The 16,469-nt window shown below is 66.5% G+C and carries 18 protein-coding genes; 5 read left to right on the plus strand and 13 right to left on the minus strand.

The features are described 5' to 3' along the window. Positions 1-32: 32 nt before the first annotated feature. The 3 genes from AC1DZQ_RS05440 to AC1DZQ_RS05450 all read right to left on the minus strand — a co-directional run bounded on the left by AC1DZQ_RS05440 (position 33) and on the right by AC1DZQ_RS05450 (position 3,178). Complete coding sequence (locus tag AC1DZQ_RS05440) at positions 33-497, minus strand: MarR family winged helix-turn-helix transcriptional regulator (protein WP_476962541.1); 465 nt, start codon at positions 495-497, stop codon at positions 33-35. Positions 498-747: 250 nt separating this feature from the next. Then, positions 748-1,947: an amidohydrolase gene (locus tag AC1DZQ_RS05445; RefSeq protein WP_476962542.1), complete on the minus strand. Its 1,200-nt coding sequence runs from the start codon at positions 1,945-1,947 to the stop codon at positions 748-750. A gap of 97 nt (positions 1,948-2,044) precedes the next feature. After that, the gene (locus AC1DZQ_RS05450) at positions 2,045-3,178 is read right to left on the minus strand and encodes a mannose-1-phosphate guanylyltransferase (protein WP_476962543.1); all 1,134 of its coding nucleotides are present in this window, start codon (positions 3,176-3,178) and stop codon (positions 2,045-2,047) included. Positions 3,179-3,445: 267 nt separating this feature from the next. Between AC1DZQ_RS05450 and sdhC the strand changes: the two genes are divergently transcribed. The 5 genes from sdhC (at position 3,446) to AC1DZQ_RS05475 (ending at position 7,960) form a co-directional block, all read left to right on the plus strand. Beyond that, positions 3,446-3,826: a succinate dehydrogenase, cytochrome b556 subunit gene (gene sdhC, locus AC1DZQ_RS05455; RefSeq protein ID WP_090583363.1), complete on the plus strand. Its 381-nt coding sequence runs from the start codon at positions 3,446-3,448 to the stop codon at positions 3,824-3,826. 3 nt (positions 3,827-3,829) lie between these two features. Further along, positions 3,830-4,294 (plus strand): succinate dehydrogenase hydrophobic membrane anchor subunit, encoded by a 465-nt coding sequence (locus AC1DZQ_RS05460; RefSeq protein ID WP_476962544.1) that lies wholly within the window; start codon positions 3,830-3,832, stop codon positions 4,292-4,294. A 178-nt stretch (positions 4,295-4,472) separates the two neighbouring features. Then, on the plus strand, positions 4,473-6,272 hold the full coding sequence (sdhA, locus tag AC1DZQ_RS05465) for a succinate dehydrogenase flavoprotein subunit (RefSeq protein WP_476962545.1): 1,800 nt from the start codon (positions 4,473-4,475) through the stop codon (positions 6,270-6,272). Position 6,273: 1 nt separating this feature from the next. Further along, a complete protein-coding gene (locus tag AC1DZQ_RS05470) occupies positions 6,274-7,056 on the plus strand; it encodes a succinate dehydrogenase iron-sulfur subunit (RefSeq protein WP_018774751.1) in 783 nt (260 codons plus the stop codon). A 139-nt stretch (positions 7,057-7,195) separates the two neighbouring features. Beyond that, on the plus strand, positions 7,196-7,960 hold the full coding sequence (locus tag AC1DZQ_RS05475) for an alpha/beta hydrolase family protein (protein WP_476962546.1): 765 nt from the start codon (positions 7,196-7,198) through the stop codon (positions 7,958-7,960). On the opposite strand, the gene AC1DZQ_RS05480 is transcribed toward AC1DZQ_RS05475, so the two are convergent. The 10 genes from AC1DZQ_RS05480 to AC1DZQ_RS05525 all read right to left on the minus strand — a co-directional run bounded on the left by AC1DZQ_RS05480 (position 7,923) and on the right by AC1DZQ_RS05525 (position 16,466). Next, positions 7,923-9,089 carry a YihY/virulence factor BrkB family protein gene (locus AC1DZQ_RS05480; RefSeq protein WP_476962547.1) on the minus strand — a complete coding sequence of 389 codons (1,167 nt, stop codon included), beginning with the start codon at positions 9,087-9,089 and terminating at the stop codon, positions 7,923-7,925. The two genes, AC1DZQ_RS05475 and AC1DZQ_RS05480, sit on opposite strands and share 38 nt — an antisense overlap. Beyond that, positions 9,034-9,645, minus strand: a complete 612-nt coding sequence (locus tag AC1DZQ_RS05485; RefSeq protein ID WP_476962548.1) for a 2'-5' RNA ligase family protein — start codon at positions 9,643-9,645, stop codon at positions 9,034-9,036. The genes AC1DZQ_RS05480 and AC1DZQ_RS05485 overlap by 56 nt, the downstream gene beginning before the upstream one ends. Positions 9,646-9,649: 4 nt before the next feature. Next, positions 9,650-10,753: a tryptophan--tRNA ligase gene (gene trpS, locus AC1DZQ_RS05490; RefSeq protein WP_476962549.1), complete on the minus strand. Its 1,104-nt coding sequence runs from the start codon at positions 10,751-10,753 to the stop codon at positions 9,650-9,652. A 17-nt stretch (positions 10,754-10,770) separates the two neighbouring features. Then, positions 10,771-11,604 (minus strand): exodeoxyribonuclease III, encoded by an 834-nt coding sequence (locus tag AC1DZQ_RS05495; protein WP_476962550.1) that lies wholly within the window; start codon positions 11,602-11,604, stop codon positions 10,771-10,773. 10 nt (positions 11,605-11,614) lie between these two features. After that, positions 11,615-12,184 carry a hypothetical protein gene (locus tag AC1DZQ_RS05500; protein ID WP_476962551.1) on the minus strand — a complete coding sequence of 190 codons (570 nt, stop codon included), beginning with the start codon at positions 12,182-12,184 and terminating at the stop codon, positions 11,615-11,617. A 110-nt stretch (positions 12,185-12,294) separates the two neighbouring features. Further along, positions 12,295-12,651 (minus strand): VOC family protein, encoded by a 357-nt coding sequence (locus AC1DZQ_RS05505; RefSeq protein WP_476962552.1) that lies wholly within the window; start codon positions 12,649-12,651, stop codon positions 12,295-12,297. A 25-nt stretch (positions 12,652-12,676) separates the two neighbouring features. Next, a complete protein-coding gene (locus AC1DZQ_RS05510; protein WP_476962553.1) occupies positions 12,677-13,525 on the minus strand; it encodes an ABC transporter permease in 849 nt (282 codons plus the stop codon). Next, the gene (locus AC1DZQ_RS05515; RefSeq protein ID WP_476962618.1) at positions 13,522-14,391 is read right to left on the minus strand and encodes an ABC transporter permease; all 870 of its coding nucleotides are present in this window, start codon (positions 14,389-14,391) and stop codon (positions 13,522-13,524) included. Before AC1DZQ_RS05515 ends, AC1DZQ_RS05510 begins: the two co-directional genes overlap by 4 nt. Positions 14,392-14,401: 10 nt before the next feature. Continuing rightward, positions 14,402-15,349, minus strand: a complete 948-nt coding sequence (locus AC1DZQ_RS05520; protein WP_476962554.1) for an ABC transporter ATP-binding protein — start codon at positions 15,347-15,349, stop codon at positions 14,402-14,404. A 184-nt stretch (positions 15,350-15,533) separates the two neighbouring features. Beyond that, positions 15,534-16,466, minus strand: a complete 933-nt coding sequence (locus AC1DZQ_RS05525) for a bifunctional methylenetetrahydrofolate dehydrogenase/methenyltetrahydrofolate cyclohydrolase (protein ID WP_476962555.1) — start codon at positions 16,464-16,466, stop codon at positions 15,534-15,536. Positions 16,467-16,469: the final 3 nt, after the last annotated feature.

Below are 16,469 nucleotides of genomic sequence, written 5' to 3' on the forward strand. Positions count from 1 at the left end.
GTGTGGGGCTGGGAAGGGTGTAAGGGGAAGGGCTAGTGGGAGGCGTGGAGCGCGTTGGCCAGCCGGCCCAGGGTGTCGCGGAGCTGGTCCAGTTCCGCGGCCGTGAGGCCGGCGGCGTCCGCCAGGCGCTGCGGGATGCCGCTGGCTTTGGCGCTCAGGGCGGCGCCGGCGCCGGTCAGGAAGATCTCCACGCGGCGCTCGTCCTCGGCGGAGCGGCGGCGCTGGACGAGGCCGAGCGCTTCGAGCCGCTTGAGCAGCGGCGACAGCGTGCCGGAGTCGAGCCCGAGCTCCTCCCCCAGTTCACGGACGCTGCGCGGCTCCGCTTCCCAGAGCACCAGCATGGCGAGGTACTGCGGGTAGGTCAGGCCGAGCTCCTCCAGCATGGGCCGGTAGGCGGCCGTGGCGGCGCGCGAGGCCGAGTACATCGCGAAGCACACCTGCCGCTTCAGGCGGAGCGCTTCCGGGCCGGCCGTGCGGGCCTCTTCTGGCGTGGTCATGAGTCCACCATACTGCACAATTCAATTGTACGCAATTTAGTTGTGCACAACCCATTCGTGCCTGCTGCAACCGTGCCTCCGACCTGGAACGGGGCCCACGCCGCAGGCACCCGCCGGATTTCCCCATGTTCGCAAGGCGCCGACGGCGCGTCGGCCCGCACGGCCGGTGCGTCCCGGCGTCGTGCTGACAAAGGTGGGGAAACTCTGCGCGGCGCCTCGCGGTGGCCTGAGTCGCGGGTAGCTGCGGGATTTAGAGGTCGCGGATGGTGCGCAGGGCCGCCGCCGTCAGCACCTGGATGCCGAGGCCCAGTGCCCGCTCGTCGACGATGTAGTCGCCGCGGTGGAGGTCGTACTCTTCCCCGCCGGGAGTCTTGGTGCCCAGGCGCATCATGGCGCCGGGGGTGTCGGCCAGGAACCAGGCGAAGTCTTCCCCGCCCATGGACTGCGGGGTCAGGACCACGGCGCTCTCGCCGATTTCGGCACGGGCCGCGGCCTCAATCAGCGCGGTCTCGTGCTCGGAGTTGACCACCGGCGGCACGCCGCGGGTGTGTTCCAAGTGGACGTCGACGCCGTAGGGCTCGGCGACCTGCCGGATGATGTCGTCGAGCAGCTCGCCGGCGTCGTGCCAGGCGTCCCGGTCCAGGCAGCGCATGGTACCGGCCATATAGCCGCTGCCGGGGATGGCGTTCGGGGCCGAGCCCGCTGAGATCTGTCCCCAGACCACCGACACGCCGCTGCGGACATCGACGCGGCGCGAGAGCACGGCGGGAACATTGACCGCGATCTGGGCCAGGGCGAAGACCAGCTCCTCGGTCAGGTGCGGGCGCGAGGTGTGGCCGCCGCGGCCCGAGAGTTCAATCTTGATGGTGTCCGAGGCGGAGGTGATCGCCCCGATCCGGGTGCCGATCTTGCCGATCTCGATCCGGGGGTCGCAGTGCAGCGCCAATATGCGCGGCACGCCTTCCAGGACGCCCTGCTCGATGCACGCGTTGGCGCCGCCCGGCATGGTTTCCTCGGCCGGCTGGAAGATAATCCGGACCGTCCCGCGCAGCGGGGACACCTCATGCATGCGCTGCAGGACCAGAGCGATCCCGAGCATGGTGGTGGTGTGGACATCGTGGCCGCAGGCGTGGGCCACGCCGTGGTTCTTCGAGGCGAACTCAAGGCCCGTTTCCTCGATGATCGGCAGGGCGTCGATGTCTCCGCGCAGGGCGGTGGCGATGGGACCCTGCCCGACGTCGACGGTCAGGCCCGTGCCCTCGAGGCGGCGGGGTTTGAGCCCGGCTTCCTCGAGCCGTTTCGCCAGCTTGTCGGTGGTGCGGAACTCCTTGAAGGAAAGTTCCGGATGCGCATGGAGGTCGCGGCGGAAAGCGATCAGCTCCGGCAGGAGGGGCTCCAGCCACGGCCCCACGAGAGTCGTGGGCTCAGCTTCAGTCGAGTAGTTGCGCACGGAATAACTCTATCGAGCGGCCAAAGAATAGCGGCATCGCGTACGGCGCGTTACGGATTGCTGAACATTGCACAAGCCTTGATCCGCTCCAATCCGGCTACAGGACGTCGGTGTCGCCCTTGGCCTTGATGGCGTCCACGGCCTGCTTGACCCGCTGCGAGTGTTCCTTCGTGGTGACCAGCAGGGCGTCCGGGGTGTCAACGATCACGACGTCCTTGATGCCAATCAGGGCGATCACCCGCTTGGTATCGGAGACCACCACGCCGCTGGCGTTCTCGGTGAAGACGCGTGCGCCCTCGCCCAGGACCGTGACCTCGTCGACTTCCTTGGCGCTGTTGAGCCGTCCCACGGAGGCAAAGTCCCCGACGTCGTCCCAGAGGAACGTTCCGGGCACCACGGCGACGTCGCCGGCGGCGGCGGCGGGTTCGGCGACGGCGTAGTCAATGGCGATCTTGGGCAGCATGGGCCACACCCGGGCCGTGACGGCGTCGCGCTCCGGGGTGTCCCAGGCCTTGGCGATTTCCTGCAGTCCGGCGAAGAGCTCGGGCTGGTTGGCTTCGAGGTGCTTGAGCATCAGCGAGACCGGGGCCACGAACATGCCCGCGTTCCAGACATATTCGCCGCTGTCGACGTACTGCTGGGCCACTTCCTCGCTGGGCTTCTCGACGAACTCCACCACGGACTGCGCGCTGGGCGCGTCGGGGATGTTGAGGTTTGCGCCGGAGCGGATGTAGCCGAATCCGGTGGAGGGATGGGTCGGTTTGATGCCGATGGTGACGATCTTCCCCGCGGCCGCGGTGTAGACGGCCTCACGGACGGCGTCCTGGAACAGATTGTCCGGGCTGATGACCTGGTCCGCGGCGAAGGAGCCCATGATGATGTCCGGGTCCCGCTCGTGGAGGATGGCCGCGGCGAGGCCGATCGCCGCACCGGAGTCTTTGGGTTCGCTTTCCAGGACGAGGTCGGAGTCCAGGACCTCAGGCAGTTGGCGGCAGACGGCTGCCTTGTGGGCGGCGCCGGTCACCACCAGCACGTGCTTGCCGGCGACGGGCTGGAGGCGGTCATAGGTCGCGCGCAGCAGGGTGCTGCCGGAACCGGTGAGGTCGTGAAGGAATTTCGGGGCTGCTGCCCGTGACAGGGGCCAGAGACGGGTCCCCACCCCGCCCGCCGGAATGACCGCAATAAAACGGTCCAGCGGTGAATCCTGGCTTGTCACTTTGTCTGTAGTCATCACGGCTACTTTAGCCGACGGCGGCCGAATCGGCCCCGATTAGGCCCGGATCGAGGCCTTCCGGCCCCATTAACAACGGTCAAATGTGGCGTTCGTCTCAAAACCGACGCAAAACCGCGCCGGGGCTTGTCAACAAGGGGTTCCTAAATTGAATAAGCTGTGAGCGAAGCCTAGATTTAGGCTTGAGCTTACGAGTGCTCTCGCAGCAGGCGTTCCCCCCGCGTGGATCCCATGCCAGCGCCGCTGTGTTGCAGGGAGGTTTATTCAGTGCCGACAAAACCAGCTGGCACCTTGTACCGCGGCCGTGAAGGCATGTGGTCCTGGGTTGGACACCGCATTACCGGTGTAGTGATTTTCTTCTTCTTGTTGGTCCACGTGCTGGACACCTCATTGGTGCGTGTGTCCCCCGAGGCCTACACCGCAGTGATTGGTACCTACAAGAACCCCCTCATGGCCCTGGGTGAAACGGGCCTTGTCGCGGCGATCGTGTTCCACGCCTTCAACGGCCTGCGGATCATCGCCGTCGACTTCTGGAAGAAGGGTGCCAAGTACCAGCGTCAGATGCTCTGGACGGTCCTGGGCCTCTGGGTCGTCGTGATGGTCGGCTTCTCCATCCGCCACCTGTCCCTCGCCTTTGGAGGTCACTAAGCCATGACTGCAACGATTCAGAGTCCGCGTAGCGGAAAGATCCAGCCGAAGTACCGCCGCAGCGGCGGTTCCAAGGGCAACTTCGAGATGCTCGCCTGGCTCTTCATGCGCCTCTCCGGCGTCGTGCTGGTAGTCCTGATCTTCGGCCACCTGACCGTCAACCTGCTGGTCGGCGAGGGCATCCACGCGATCAACTTCGGCTTTGTGGCCGGCAAGTGGGCCGACCCGTTCTGGCAGTTCTGGGACCTGGCTATGCTGTGGCTCGCCATGCTGCACGGCACCAACGGCGTCCGCACGATCATCAATGACTACGCCGAGAAGGACGCCACGCGCCTTTGGCTGAAGATTGTGCTCTACGCGGCCACCACGGTCATCATCGTCCTGGGCACCCTGGTCATCTTCACGTTCAATCCGTGCCCCGTGGCCAACGGCGTCCAGCTTCCCGGCGGCTTCTGCCCCGCGCCATAGTTGCGCAGCCGTAACGGCGGCGCCGCCGCGGACCGCAGCCCGTTCGGGCAAGAACCAACGGTCCGTCACGGCAACTGATCTTGCCTGCCGAGCGCAGGCGCAGATTGCACGAGACTTCACCGGGCAGGCACGGCCTGCCGGTGGTTTATAGCGAATTTTGAGAGAAAGAGCGTCTGGTATGCAGGTCCATAAGTACGACGTCGTAATCGTCGGTGCCGGTGGCGCCGGGATGCGCGCGGCGATCGAATCAGGTCAGCGCGCCCGAACAGCAGTACTGACCAAGCTCTACCCCACCCGGTCCCACACCGGCGCGGCGCAGGGCGGCATGTGTGCGGCCCTGGCCAACGTCGAGGAAGACAACTGGGAGTGGCACACGTTCGACACCATCAAGGGCGGCGACTACCTGGTTGACCAGGACGCCGCTGAGGTCATGGCGAAGGAAGCGATCGACGCCGTCCTGGACCTGGAAAAGATGGGCCTGCCGTTCAACCGCACGCCCGAGGGCCGCATTGACCAGCGCCGTTTCGGTGGCCACACCCGCGACCACGGCAAGGCACCGGTCCGCCGCGCCTGCTACGCCGCCGACCGCACCGGCCACATGATCCTGCAGACCCTGTACCAGAACTGCGTCAAGCACAACGTCGAGTTCTACAACGAGTACTACGTCCTGGACCTGCTGACCGTCGAAGAGGACGCAGTCCGCGAGGACGGCACGCCGTACAAGCAGAAGCGCGTCGCCGGCGTCGTGTCCTACGACCTCGCCTCCGGCGAGCTGCACGTCTTCCAGGCCAAGTCCGTGGTGTTCGCCTCCGGCGGCGCCGGTAAGGTCTTCAAGACCACCTCCAACGCCCACACCCTGACCGGTGACGGCATGGGCATCGCGTTCCGCCGGGGCATCCCCCTGGAGGACATGGAGTTCTTCCAGTTCCACCCGACCGGCCTGGCCGGCCTGGGCATCCTGCTCTCCGAGGCCGCCCGCGGCGAAGGCGCGATCCTGCGCAACTCCGAGGGTGAACGCTTCATGGAGCGCTACGCGCCCACCATCAAGGACCTCGCCCCGCGCGACATCGTGGCCCGCTCCATGGCCAACGAAGTCCGTGAGGGACGCGGCTGCGGCCCGAACAAGGACTACGTCCTCCTGGACCTGACGCACCTTGAGCCTGCGCACATCGATGCCAAGCTGCCGGACATCACCGAGTTCGCCCGCACCTACCTGGGTGTGGAGCCGTACACGGAACCGGTTCCGGTGTTCCCGACGGCGCACTACGCCATGGGCGGCATCCCCACGAACATCAGCGCCGAGGTCCTCCAGGACAACGACACGGTGGTCCCGGGCCTCTACGCCGCCGGCGAGGTCGCCTGCGTCTCCGTCCACGGCTCCAACCGCCTGGGCACCAACTCGCTGCTGGACATCAACGTGTTCGGCAAGCGCGCCGGCATCGCCGCCGCCGAGTACGCGAAGACCGCAGACTTCGTGGAACTCCCCGTTGACCCGGAGGCCTACACGCTGAACCTGCTGGACCACGTCCGCACCTCTGACGGCACCGAAAAGGTCGCTGCGATCCGCAAGGAACTGCAGGACACCATGGACGCCAACATGCAGGTGTTCCGCACGGCCGACACGCTGAACCAGGTCCTGACGGACATCGCCTCCTTCGAGGAGCGGTACCAGCGCATCAGCGTCCAGGACAAGGGCAAGCGCTTCAACCTGGACCTGCTCGAGGCCGTGGAGCTGGGCTTCCTGCTGGAGCTCGCCAAGGTCATGACCGTGGCGGCCCTGCACCGCGAGGAATCCCGCGGCGGCCACTTCCGCGAGGACTTCCCCGAGCGCGACGACGAAAAATTCATGAAGCACTCCATGGCGTACAAGGATGACCACGCCCCGGCGGACGGTTCCGCCGAGTCGATTGCCGGCATCCGGCTTGCCACCAAACCGGTGGTCTTTACGCGCTACGAGCCGATGGTGAGGAAGTACTAAGATGAGCGCTGAACTCGCTGAGCCAGCATCCAAGATCGAACTGCCCGCCGGCGTCGGCGGCGGCGGGGAGATCCCGTCCTTCGACGTCACGCTGCGCGTGCGCCGCTACAACCCCGAGGTCTCCGAGGACGCCACGTGGGATGACTTCAAGGTCACCATGTACGGTACCGACCGTGTCCTGGACGCCCTGCACAAGATCAAGTGGGAGATGGACGGCAGCGTCTCCTTCCGCCGTTCCTGCGCCCACGGCGTCTGCGGCTCCGATGCCATGCGCATCAACGGCCGCAACCGCCTCGCCTGCAAGACCCTGCTCAAGGACCTGGACACGTCCAAGCCCATCACGGTCGAGCCGATCAAGGGCCTGCCGGTGGAGAAGGACCTGATCGTGGACATGGAGCCGTTCTTCCAGTCCTTCCGCGAAGTCATGCCCTTCCTGATCAACCGTGGCCACGAGCCCACCAAGGAACGCCTGCAGTCCGCCGAGGACCGCGAACGGTTCGACGACACCACCAAGTGCATCCTGTGCGCCGCGTGCACCTCGTCCTGCCCGGTGTTCTGGACCGACGGGCAGTACTTCGGCCCGGCGGCGATCGTCAACGCGCACCGCTTCATCTTCGATTCCCGCGATGACGCCGGCGACATGCGCCTGGAGATCCTCAACGACAAGGAAGGCGTGTGGCGCTGCCGCACCACCTTCAACTGCACCGAAGCGTGCCCCCGCGGCATCCAGGTCACGCAGGCAATCGCCGAGGTCAAGCAGGCCATCCTGTCCCGCAAGATCTAAGGACCGGTTCCACCGGCCCGATTTACCGGCTTCACTTTCAGTCAGTAGTTACCGACGACGGCGCCTCTCACCTTCCGGGTGGGGGCGCCGTCGTCGTCCTCGCCCTCATCCGAAGCGCCCTCACACGAAAGGGGACACCATGTCCCGCTCAGAAAAAGTCTCGTTCCAGGGTTCCACCGGCGAGCTGCTCTCCGGCATCATCGACGTCCCGGAGGGGCCGGTGAAAGGCTGGGGCGTGTTCTCGCACGGCTTCACCCTGGGCAAGGACAGTCCCTCCGCCTCGCGGATGTGCAAGGCCCTGGCGGACAACGGCGTGGGCATGCTGCGCTTCGACAACCTGGGTCTCGGCGAATCCGCCGGCCTGTGGTCGGAGGGGTCCTTCAGCCACAAGGTGGCCGACACCGTCAAGGCCGCGGAATTCATGCGGGACTCGGGCAAGCCCATTTCGCTGCTTGTGGGCCATTCCTTCGGCGGGGCCGCCGTCCTGTCGGCGGCTCGCGAGATCCCGGAGCTTGACGCCGTGGCTACGGTGGGGGCGCCCTTCTCCCCCAAGCACGTGGCCCACGTCTTTGACGCGGCCCTGGACCGGATCCTGAGCGAGGGAAGCGCCGAGGTGGACCTCGGCGGCAAGCGGGTGGAGATCCGCCGGCACTTCGTCGAGGACCTCGAAAACGCGGACCTGACGGACTGCATCCGGCAGCTGCACAAGCCGCTCATGGTGCTGCACTCCCCCACCGACAACACGGTGGGGATCGAAAACGCCAGCACCATCTTCCAGACGGCACGCCACCCGCGCAGCTTCGTCTCGCTGGAGGGCAGCGACCACCTGCTGACGGGCAAGGGCCAGGCGGCCCGTGCGGCGAAGATTATTTCGGCGTGGGCCGACCAGTACCTCGACGCCTGAACGCGGCGGACAGCGACCTGCGGCGGCCCCGGGGCTCCACCGGCGTCTTGCCGGGCTGGACGCGCCGGGCACCCCACCCGGTGGTCGCGGCGGCGGGCCCGGTCTTGAGGTCCTCCTCCCGGAGCGCCACCCACGCGGCGCAGATCACGTAAACCTGGCTGACCAGGTTGAACCAGATCAGCAGGCCGATGATGATGGCGAAGGGCGCCAGAATGGGGTTCTTGCCCGCACTGGCCAGCAGCTGGGTGCTGAAGATCTGCAGAATCGTGGTGCCCACCGCGGCGAGGATGGTCCCCTCCAGCAGGGAGCGCCGGGCCGGCTTCAGCCCCGCAGCCACCCGATACATGATCAGGGCGGTGCCCCAGCCGAGCAGCAGCGGCACGAGGATGGTGACGGAGGTCGTCAGCGGCCCGGCCACTATCGGATCGAGGCCCAGCTGCTCGGTGACCCATCCGGCGGCCGTGCCGAAGATCAGCGAGGCTGCGGAGCTGACCACCAGGGCCACCCCCATCAATAGCAGCGTGCCGATGTCCTTGAGGATCTGCAGGATCGGATTCATCACCAGAGGTCCGAGCAGCATCATGCTCCGAGTACCGTCGCGGATGCCGCTGATCCAGCCCAGGGACGTGAACACCGTCACCAGGGCGGCGATCCCGGCGGCCCAGCTGAGGCTGGTGGGGTTCAGCAGTTCATAGGGATCAACCAGCCCCTCGCTGCCGTCGACCTGCAGCAGGCCCGGCGCGGCGGCGGCCACACTCTTGATGACCTGGTCCAGCAGGGCCGGACGGTCGCTGAGGACCAGGCCGGCCAGGGACAAGCCGGTGGCCAACAGGCCTGTGATGGAGAAAAACATCCGGAACCCGATGCCGGCACTCAACAGCGGGCCGCGCTGGCGGAGGTAGTGCGAGTATGCGCGCACGGGCAGCAGCATGTTGATCCGGGCCAGGAGCCACAGCATCATCGCCGTCAGCGACGCAACCGTCCCGCCGCCGGAGCGCCGAACCCTGCCCCATTCGACCCTCTTGCGGATGACTTCCAGTTTTAGCCCGGCCAGATCGGTGGGAAGCGGCGGCTTATCGGGCGTCTGCGGTGCCGTCCGGGCCTCTGTCGTGGTCAGGTTTGGTCCCAAAATCAAGCTCTTCCCGTAGCTGCCAGATGCCGTTGTCGTCGTGCTCGTAGAGTCCCATGCTAGCTACAGGAAACGTGGCCCTGTAATCCTTGAGGACCGTTTCGGCCTCGTCGAGGCTTTCCGGGGCGACGTCGTGGGCCACCGTAACGTGCGGATGGTAACCGAACGGCAGTTCCCGCTCCAGCGGGCCGCACTGCAGCTGGCGGTGCAGGTTCACGCAGTCCCCGAAGCCGTCCTCGACGTTCAGGAAGACCACCGGGGACACCGGCCGGAAAGAGCCGGTCCCCGCGATGGTCACCGTGAAGGGCTCCTGCCGCCGTGCCACGTCCCTTACGTGCCGTTGAGTGGCGGCCCAGTCCTGCGTCATGGTGGTGGTGACCAGCGTGATGTGGGCCGGGACGACGGCGGCCATCGGATCCCCGAAGGATGCCCGCCAGCGCTGGAGCTCCTCAGCGATGTCCGCCGGGAACCTCAGGATCACACCGATGCTGATGCCTTCGCTGCGCTGTCCGTTGGACGTGGCGGCTTTCGCGGTGACTTTGCTGACGGAGGACATTGACCTAGCGGACTCCCTGGGCGCCGGCGTACGGCAGGAAACCCACCTTGGCGTAGACGTCGCGCAGAGTGAGCGAGGCAATCTCCCGGGCCTTGTCCGCACCGAGGCCCAGCAGCCGGTCCAGCTCCGCGGGATCGTCCAGCAGCTCCTTGGCGCGGTTCCGGATCGGGGTCAGGTGCTCCGTGACCACCTCGGCGAGGTCCGACTTGAGGTGGCCGTACATCTTGCCCTCATACGCGGTGACAAGGGCGTCAACGCTTTGCCCGCTGATCGCCGAATAGATGGTCAGCAGGTTGGACACGCCCGGCTTCGCCTCACGGTCGAACCGGATTTCGGTCTCCGCGTCCGTCACGGCGGACTTGATCCGTTTGGCGGTGACCTTGGGTTCGTCCAGCAGGTTGATCAGGCCTGCCGGTGACTCCGATGACTTGGACATCTTGGCGGTGGGGTGCTGCAGATCGTAGATCTTCGCGGATTCCTTCTGAATGAAGGGTTGCGGCACGGTGAACGTGTGGCCGAAGCGGGAGTTGAACCGCTGGGCGAGGTCACGGCTGAGCTCCACGTGCTGGCGCTGGTCCTCGCCCACGGGGACACCGTGCGGCTGGTACAGGAGGATGTCCGCGGCCTGCAGGATCGGGTAGGTGAACAGCCCGACGCTGGCGTGCTCTGATCCCTGCTTGTGGGCCTTGTCCTTGAACTGGGTCATCCGGGACGCCTCGCCGAAGCCGGTGATGCAGTTCAGGACCCACGCCAGCTGGGCGTGCTCGGGCACCTGGGACTGGACGAAGAGCGTGCACTTGTCGACGTCGACGCCGCCGGCAATGTACTGCGCGGCCGTGACCCGGGTGCGGTGCGCCAGCTCGGCCGGATCCTGCGGAACGGTGATCGCGTGCAGGTCCGGGATGAAGAAGACGGCGTCGTACTCATCCTGCATCCGGACCCAGTTCACGAGGGCGCCGAGGTAGTTGCCCAGGTGCAGGGAGTCGGCGGAGGGCTGCATCCCGGAGAGGATGCGGTGCCGGGCCGCGGTGGCCGGCTGAGCGGCCTTCGCAGCGTCGGGGGCGACGCCGGCCTGGGTCACAGTGGTCGCAGTTGAAGTAGTGGTCATTCGTGGAAGCCTTAAGACTAGAGCCGGTAGTCCACTACCAGCGGGGCGTGGTCGGAGAAGCGTGTGTCCCAGGACGCTGCCCGGTCAACAACGGCTGACACTGCGGCAGCAGCGAGAGCGGGCGTGGCCATGTGGTAGTCGATGCGCCAGCCGGTGTCGTTGTCGAAGGCCTGGCCCCGTTGCGACCACCAAGTGTAGGGGCCGTCGACGCTACCCGCCAGGCCCCTGTGAACATCCTTCCAACCGATTTCCTCGCCAAAGAAGCGGTCAAAATAGGCCCTCTCCTCCGGCAGGAAGCCGGCACGTTTGACGTTGCCCTTCCAGTTCCTGATGTCCAGCTCCGTGTGGCCGACGTTGAGGTCACCCACCACCAGCGCGTGGTCACTGTGTTTGGCGAGCTCGGGCAGCCGGGTGCTCATGACGTCCAGAAAGCGGAACTTGTCGTCCTGCTTGGGAGTGCCGGCCTCGCCCGAATGCACGTAGGCGCTCACGACGGTCAGCTGCGAAGCCTCCCCGTCCGCATCCCGCACGATGTAGTCCGCCTCGACCCAGCGTCCGGTCGTGGCGAAGAAGTCATCGCCGATCCCCACCCGGGTGGCAAGGGGCTCTTCGCGCGAGGCGATGGCAACACCGGCCCGGCCCTTGGCCTCGGCCTCGGCGTGGAGGATGTACCAGCCCTCGCCGAGCAGTTCTTCGACGATGGCGTCTGGCGCGCGGACCTCCTGGAGGCACAAGATGTCCACACCGCGCGGCTCAAGCCATTCCGCCATGCCCTTCTTATAGGCGGCACGAAGGCCGTTGACGTTGACTGACGCGATGCGAAGGTGGTCCTTCTTCAATGCCGAGCTCACCCGATCCACTCTAGTCGATGATGGTTCCGCTGACGGGAGCGTCGTCGCCGCCCGAGGCTTTGATCATGTCACGCGCGTTGGTGGCAGTGATCTCGATGGTCTCCAGAGCACGGCTGATCGTATCGCGGTCCGCCGCCTCACCCTTCGCCCGCTCCTGCTCGACCACACGGACCTGGACCTGGACAATCTTGAAGGAGTGGTCCAGCTTCATGTCCCGGACGCCGTCCGACGCGCGGCTTTCGCTGACCACGCGGGTGCCGCCGTGGTCCGCGCTGCCCGTCGCCGGCGGCCGCCCGGCTGCGGCGTTGAAGGCATTCTGGGCCTCGTTCAGCCTGGCCCCGGCCTTCTTGGCGGCCTTCTGGATGCTGAACACCACGAAGGAGGCCAGCAACAGCCAGAAGCCGGCGATGATCGCCACGATCCAGCCCACGACGTCGTTCTGGTTGGCCGCGAAGATCACGGCCACCACGAACGCGATGATGAAGACCAGCATCCCCGGCCCGCTGATGCGGAACATGGAGAACCGGCCAGCGGCCGTGTTGTCGTTGGACGTGGACGAGGAGCTACCCAGAGATTGCATGAGCCCATTATCGCAAACGCGGCCGGCCGCCCGCTGCGCTTCCACCCCGGGCGAACGCCGCCTGCGCCCGGATCAGGTCAGGACGGGCATTTAGGTCAGAAGCAGGCAGCTTAGGTCAGGACCAGGCAGAACGGGTGGCCGCTGGGGTCCGTGTAGACGCGGAAGGTGTCAGTGCCGGCGTCGAGGCTGGTGGCGCCGAGCCGGAGCACTTCGGCTTCGGCGGCGTCGAGGTCCCCGACGAGCACGTCCACGTGCATCTGCTGCGGGTGGCCGGCGTCGGGCCATTGCGGGCGCACCAGCCGTTCCACACGCTGGAAGTCCATGGTCGGCCCGCCGTCCGCGTCGCCGATGGATATCCAGTCGTCGTCCTCGTGGACCCGGGCCATGCCCAGCAGCTCCTGGTAGAAGCCGGCGAGCTTGTCCGGGTCCTCGCAGTCGATCACGAGGGACTGCCATTTGCCGATCATGGGTTCTCCTTTTGAAGAAGAGCGGCTACTTGAGGAACAGCTTGCGCAGCCGGCTCGTAGTGAGCAGGACGCCGAGGGCAATCATGACGAGGTAGTAGCCAATGTGCACGGCGGTGGCCGGGGTGAACACTCCCACACTGATCTGGCGCAGCAGTTCCACGCCGTGCCAGAGAGGCATGACCTGGATGAACCACTGGATGGACTGCGGGTAGACGCTGAGCGGGTAGAACGTGGCGCTGAAAAGGAACATCGGCAGCATCACGAAGTTGATCCAGTCCATCTGCTGGAACGTCTTCATGAAGCTCGTGATCCCCATGCCGAAGCTGGCGAAGCCGAAGGCGATCAGCACCGAGGCCGGGATCATCAGGATGGCCCACGGAGTGGTGATGAGGCCCATCACGCCCATGACGGCCGTGAAGCCGGTGGCGTACATGGCCCCGCGCAGCAGGGCCAGGAAGATCTCGCCCATGGCGACATCCAGCGGCCCCAGCGAGGTGTAGAGCATGCCCTGGTAGAGCTTGGCGAAGTTCATCTTGAAGAAGACGTTCCAGGTGGAGTCGTAGACGGCGCCGTTCATGGCGGACACGGCCAGCAGGGCCGGCGCGATGTACGCGGCGTAGCTGATCTCCTGCCCGCCCGGGCCCTGGACGGAACCGACAATGGCGCCCAGGCCCACGCCCATGGAGATCAGGTACAGCACGGGTTCGAAGAACCCGGAGACCATGACCATCCAGTTGCTGCTCTTGGTGGCCATGAGCCCGCGGGCAACGACGGCGCGGACGTTACGRGAGTAGATGGGCCCGAAGCGCCGGTTGCGTGCGGCGTCGGTGACGCTGTGGTCCCCTGCGTTGAAATTTCCGGTCAGGACGCTCATGAGGCCATCCTTTTAGCGAACTGGCGTTTGGTCAGGACCCAGCCGGCAGCGGCCAGGCCCAGCAGGAAGACGACGTGGACGATGGTGAGCCACGGCTCTTCCTCGTAGCCGTAGCTGACCACGCGGCCAAGTTCCGTTCCGTGCCAGATCGGTGAGATCCAGCCGATCCAGCGGACTGCGAGCGGGAGCGTGTCCAGGGGGAAGAACGTGCCGGAGAACAGGAACAGCGGCATGACGATAAACCGCATGACCATGGCGAACTGGCCCTTGTCGTGCTGGATGGTGGCCGCGTAGGCCATGAGCGGCAGGCCGAAGGACAGGCCGGCGAGCGTGGCGATGAGGATCGACACCCAGGCCCAGGCTCCGGGTGCGGCGCCGAACAGCGCAACCACGGCGAAGTAGATGGCCGACTGCAGCAAGAAGCGCACCGTGACGGCGATGACCTGGCCGCCGGCGATCTGCTCCGGAGTCAGCGGCGAGGCGTGCGGGCCGTAGTAGACCCGCCGCCATTTGAAGCCGTCCATCACCGGGAAGGTGAACTCGTTGGCGGCCGTCATGACGGCGGCCGAGATCAGCAGGGCCGGCGCGATGAACGTCAGGTAGCTGACCCCGCCGAAGACGCCGGCGCCGTTGGCCTCGACCAGCGTGGCCAGGCCAACGCCCATCGCGAACAGGTAGGCCACCGGCTGTCCCACGCCGTACATGACGATGGTCCAGCCGTAGCCCTTCATGACCCGGAGGACCTGCTCGGCGTAGAAGAACGCGCCCCAGCGGCGGGCGCGGGCGGCCGAGACTTCCGGCGAGTGAGCGCGCAGGGCCGGCGCGGCCGCCGCGGTGCCCGCCGTCGTCGTCCCCGCCGCAGTCAACTCTGCTTTCTTAGTCAACGAGGCTCCTGCCGGTGAGGCGCAGGAAGACGTCTTCGAGCGAGGAGCGGCGGACCAGTGAGGTGACGGGACGCAGGCCGCGGGCGGTGACCTGCTCCAGGGCGGCCTCGCCGTCGTGGGCGTAGATGAGCACCCGGTCCGGCAGGGTTTCCACGCGTTCGCCGATGCCTTCGAGCTCCGCGCCGACGCTTGCATTGCGCTCCGAGCCGAAGCGCAGTTCCAGGACCTCCCGGGTGGAGTACTCGCGGATCAGGCTGGCCGGAGATCCCTCGGCCATGATCCTGCCCTTGTCCACCACGATCAGCCGGTCGCACAGCTGCTCGGCCTCGTCCATGTAGTGCGTCGTGAGGATCAGGGTGACACCCTGTTCCTTGAGCCGGAACAGCCGGTCCCAGAGGATGTGCCGCGCCTGCGGGTCCAGGCCGGTCGTCGGCTCGTCCAGCAGCAGGATCCGGGGCTCGTTGATGAGCGAGCGGGCGATCGTCAGGCGCCGCTTCATGCCGCCGGAGAGGGCATCCACTTTGGAATTGGCCTTGTCGGTGAGCTGGGCGAATTCCAGCAGCTCGTCGGCCTTGGACTTGAGGTAGCTCATGGGCAGGCCGAAGTAGCGGCCGTAGACCAGGAGGTTGTCCCGGACTTTCAGTTCCTCGTCCAGGTTGTCCTGCTGCGGCACGACGCCCAGATGGGCGCGGACCTCCGGCCCGTGCTGTTCGGGGTCCAGGCCCATGATGGACAGGTTGCCGGAGGTGCGCTGCGAGACCCCGCCGATCATCTTCATCGTGGTGGACTTGCCGGCGCCGTTGGGGCCCAGCAGGCCGAAGGCTTCCCCGGCGGGGACGCGGAAGGAGATGCCGTCGACGGCGGTGACGTCGCCGTAGCGTTTGGTGAGGTTCTCGGCGGTGATGACGTACTGCGGAGCGGCGTCGGAGGAGCTGCTCACGCGGGATTCTTTAGAGGCAAGTTCGGACACCCGCACTACGGTAGTGGATCCCCGCAAACTATGAAAGAGTCTTTTCGTAAAAACTCCTGACGTATCCGTTCCGTTATGCCAGCCGGCGGTGAAACCTGCGGAATCCTGCGGTGGTTGGGCCTGCCGAAGCCCGGCCCAACCACCGCGGGAGCCTTTAGGCGAGTCCCGAGCGGCTTCCCTCTGCCAAGTGGCGTTCCGCGGTTTCCACCACGTTGGCGAGGAGCATGGCGCGGGTCATGGGGCCCACTCCCCCGGGGTTCGGCGAGAGCCAGGCGGCGACATCGGCCGCGGCGGGGTCCACGTCTCCGGTGACCACGGCCTTGCCGTTGCCGTCATCGACCCGGCTGACACCGACGTCGAGCACGATCGCGCCGGGCTTGAGGTCCCCGGCCTTGATCATGTGCGGCTGCCCGGCGGCGGCGATCACGACGTCGGCCTGCCGCAGTTCTGCCGGCAGGTCCACCGTTCCGGTGTGGGCCAGGATGACCGTGGCGTTGACGTCCTTGCGGGTCAGCAGCAGACCCACGGGGCGGCCGATGGTGACGCCGCGGCCCACCACGAGGACGCGCTTGCCGTTCAGGTCGATCCCGTGCCGGGTCAGCAGCTCCACGCAGCCCTTGGGCGTGCACGGCAGCGGCGACTTCATGGGCCCGCTGACGTTGGCCACGAGCCGGCCCAGGTTCATCGGGTGCAGGCCGTCGGCGTCCTTCTCGGGATCCATGGCCTCCAGGATGGTGTCCTGGTCGATGTGCTTGGGCAGGGGCAGCTGGACGATGTAGCCGGTGCATTCCGGGTTCTCGTTGAGCTCGCGGACCACGGCCAGGAGTTCGTCCTGGCTGGTCTCCTCCGGCAGGTCGCGGCGGATCGAGGTGATGCCCACCTCGGCGCAGTCCTTGTGCTTGCCGCTGACGTACCAGGTGCTGCCGGGATCGGAGCCCACCAGGATGGTGCCCAGTCCGGGCGTGATGCCCCTGGCCTTGAGTACGGCCACGCGCTCGGTCAGCTCGGCCTTGATGGCGGCGGCCGTAGCCTTGCCGTCAAGGATCCGTGCGGTTTCAGCCGTCTTTGCAGTGTGCGAAGAGGTCATGGC

The sequence above is a fragment of the Arthrobacter sp. P1_C12_2 genome (assembly GCF_056406415.1).

Excerpts from the sequence above, each read along its gene's own strand:
- AC1DZQ_RS05440 (WP_476962541.1), bottom strand. The coding sequence starts at position 497 with ATGACCACGCCAGAAGAGGCCCGCACGGCCGGCCCGGAAGCGCTCCGC.
- AC1DZQ_RS05450 (WP_476962543.1), bottom strand. The coding sequence starts at position 3,178 with ATGACTACAGACAAAGTGACAAGCCAGGATTCACCGCTGGACCGTTTT.
- AC1DZQ_RS05460 (WP_476962544.1), top strand. The coding sequence starts at position 3,830 with ATGACTGCAACGATTCAGAGTCCGCGTAGCGGAAAGATCCAGCCGAAG.
- sdhA (WP_476962545.1), top strand. The coding sequence starts at position 4,473 with ATGCAGGTCCATAAGTACGACGTCGTAATCGTCGGTGCCGGTGGCGCC.
- AC1DZQ_RS05470 (WP_018774751.1), top strand. The coding sequence starts at position 6,274 with ATGAGCGCTGAACTCGCTGAGCCAGCATCCAAGATCGAACTGCCCGCC.
- AC1DZQ_RS05475 (WP_476962546.1), top strand. The coding sequence starts at position 7,196 with ATGTCCCGCTCAGAAAAAGTCTCGTTCCAGGGTTCCACCGGCGAGCTG.
- AC1DZQ_RS05485 (WP_476962548.1), bottom strand. The coding sequence starts at position 9,645 with ATGTCCTCCGTCAGCAAAGTCACCGCGAAAGCCGCCACGTCCAACGGA.
- trpS (WP_476962549.1), bottom strand. The coding sequence starts at position 10,753 with ATGACCACTACTTCAACTGCGACCACTGTGACCCAGGCCGGCGTCGCC.
- AC1DZQ_RS05500 (WP_476962551.1), bottom strand. The coding sequence starts at position 12,184 with ATGCAATCTCTGGGTAGCTCCTCGTCCACGTCCAACGACAACACGGCC.
- AC1DZQ_RS05505 (WP_476962552.1), bottom strand. The coding sequence starts at position 12,651 with ATGATCGGCAAATGGCAGTCCCTCGTGATCGACTGCGAGGACCCGGAC.
- AC1DZQ_RS05525 (WP_476962555.1), bottom strand. The coding sequence starts at position 16,466 with ATGACCTCTTCGCACACTGCAAAGACGGCTGAAACCGCACGGATCCTT.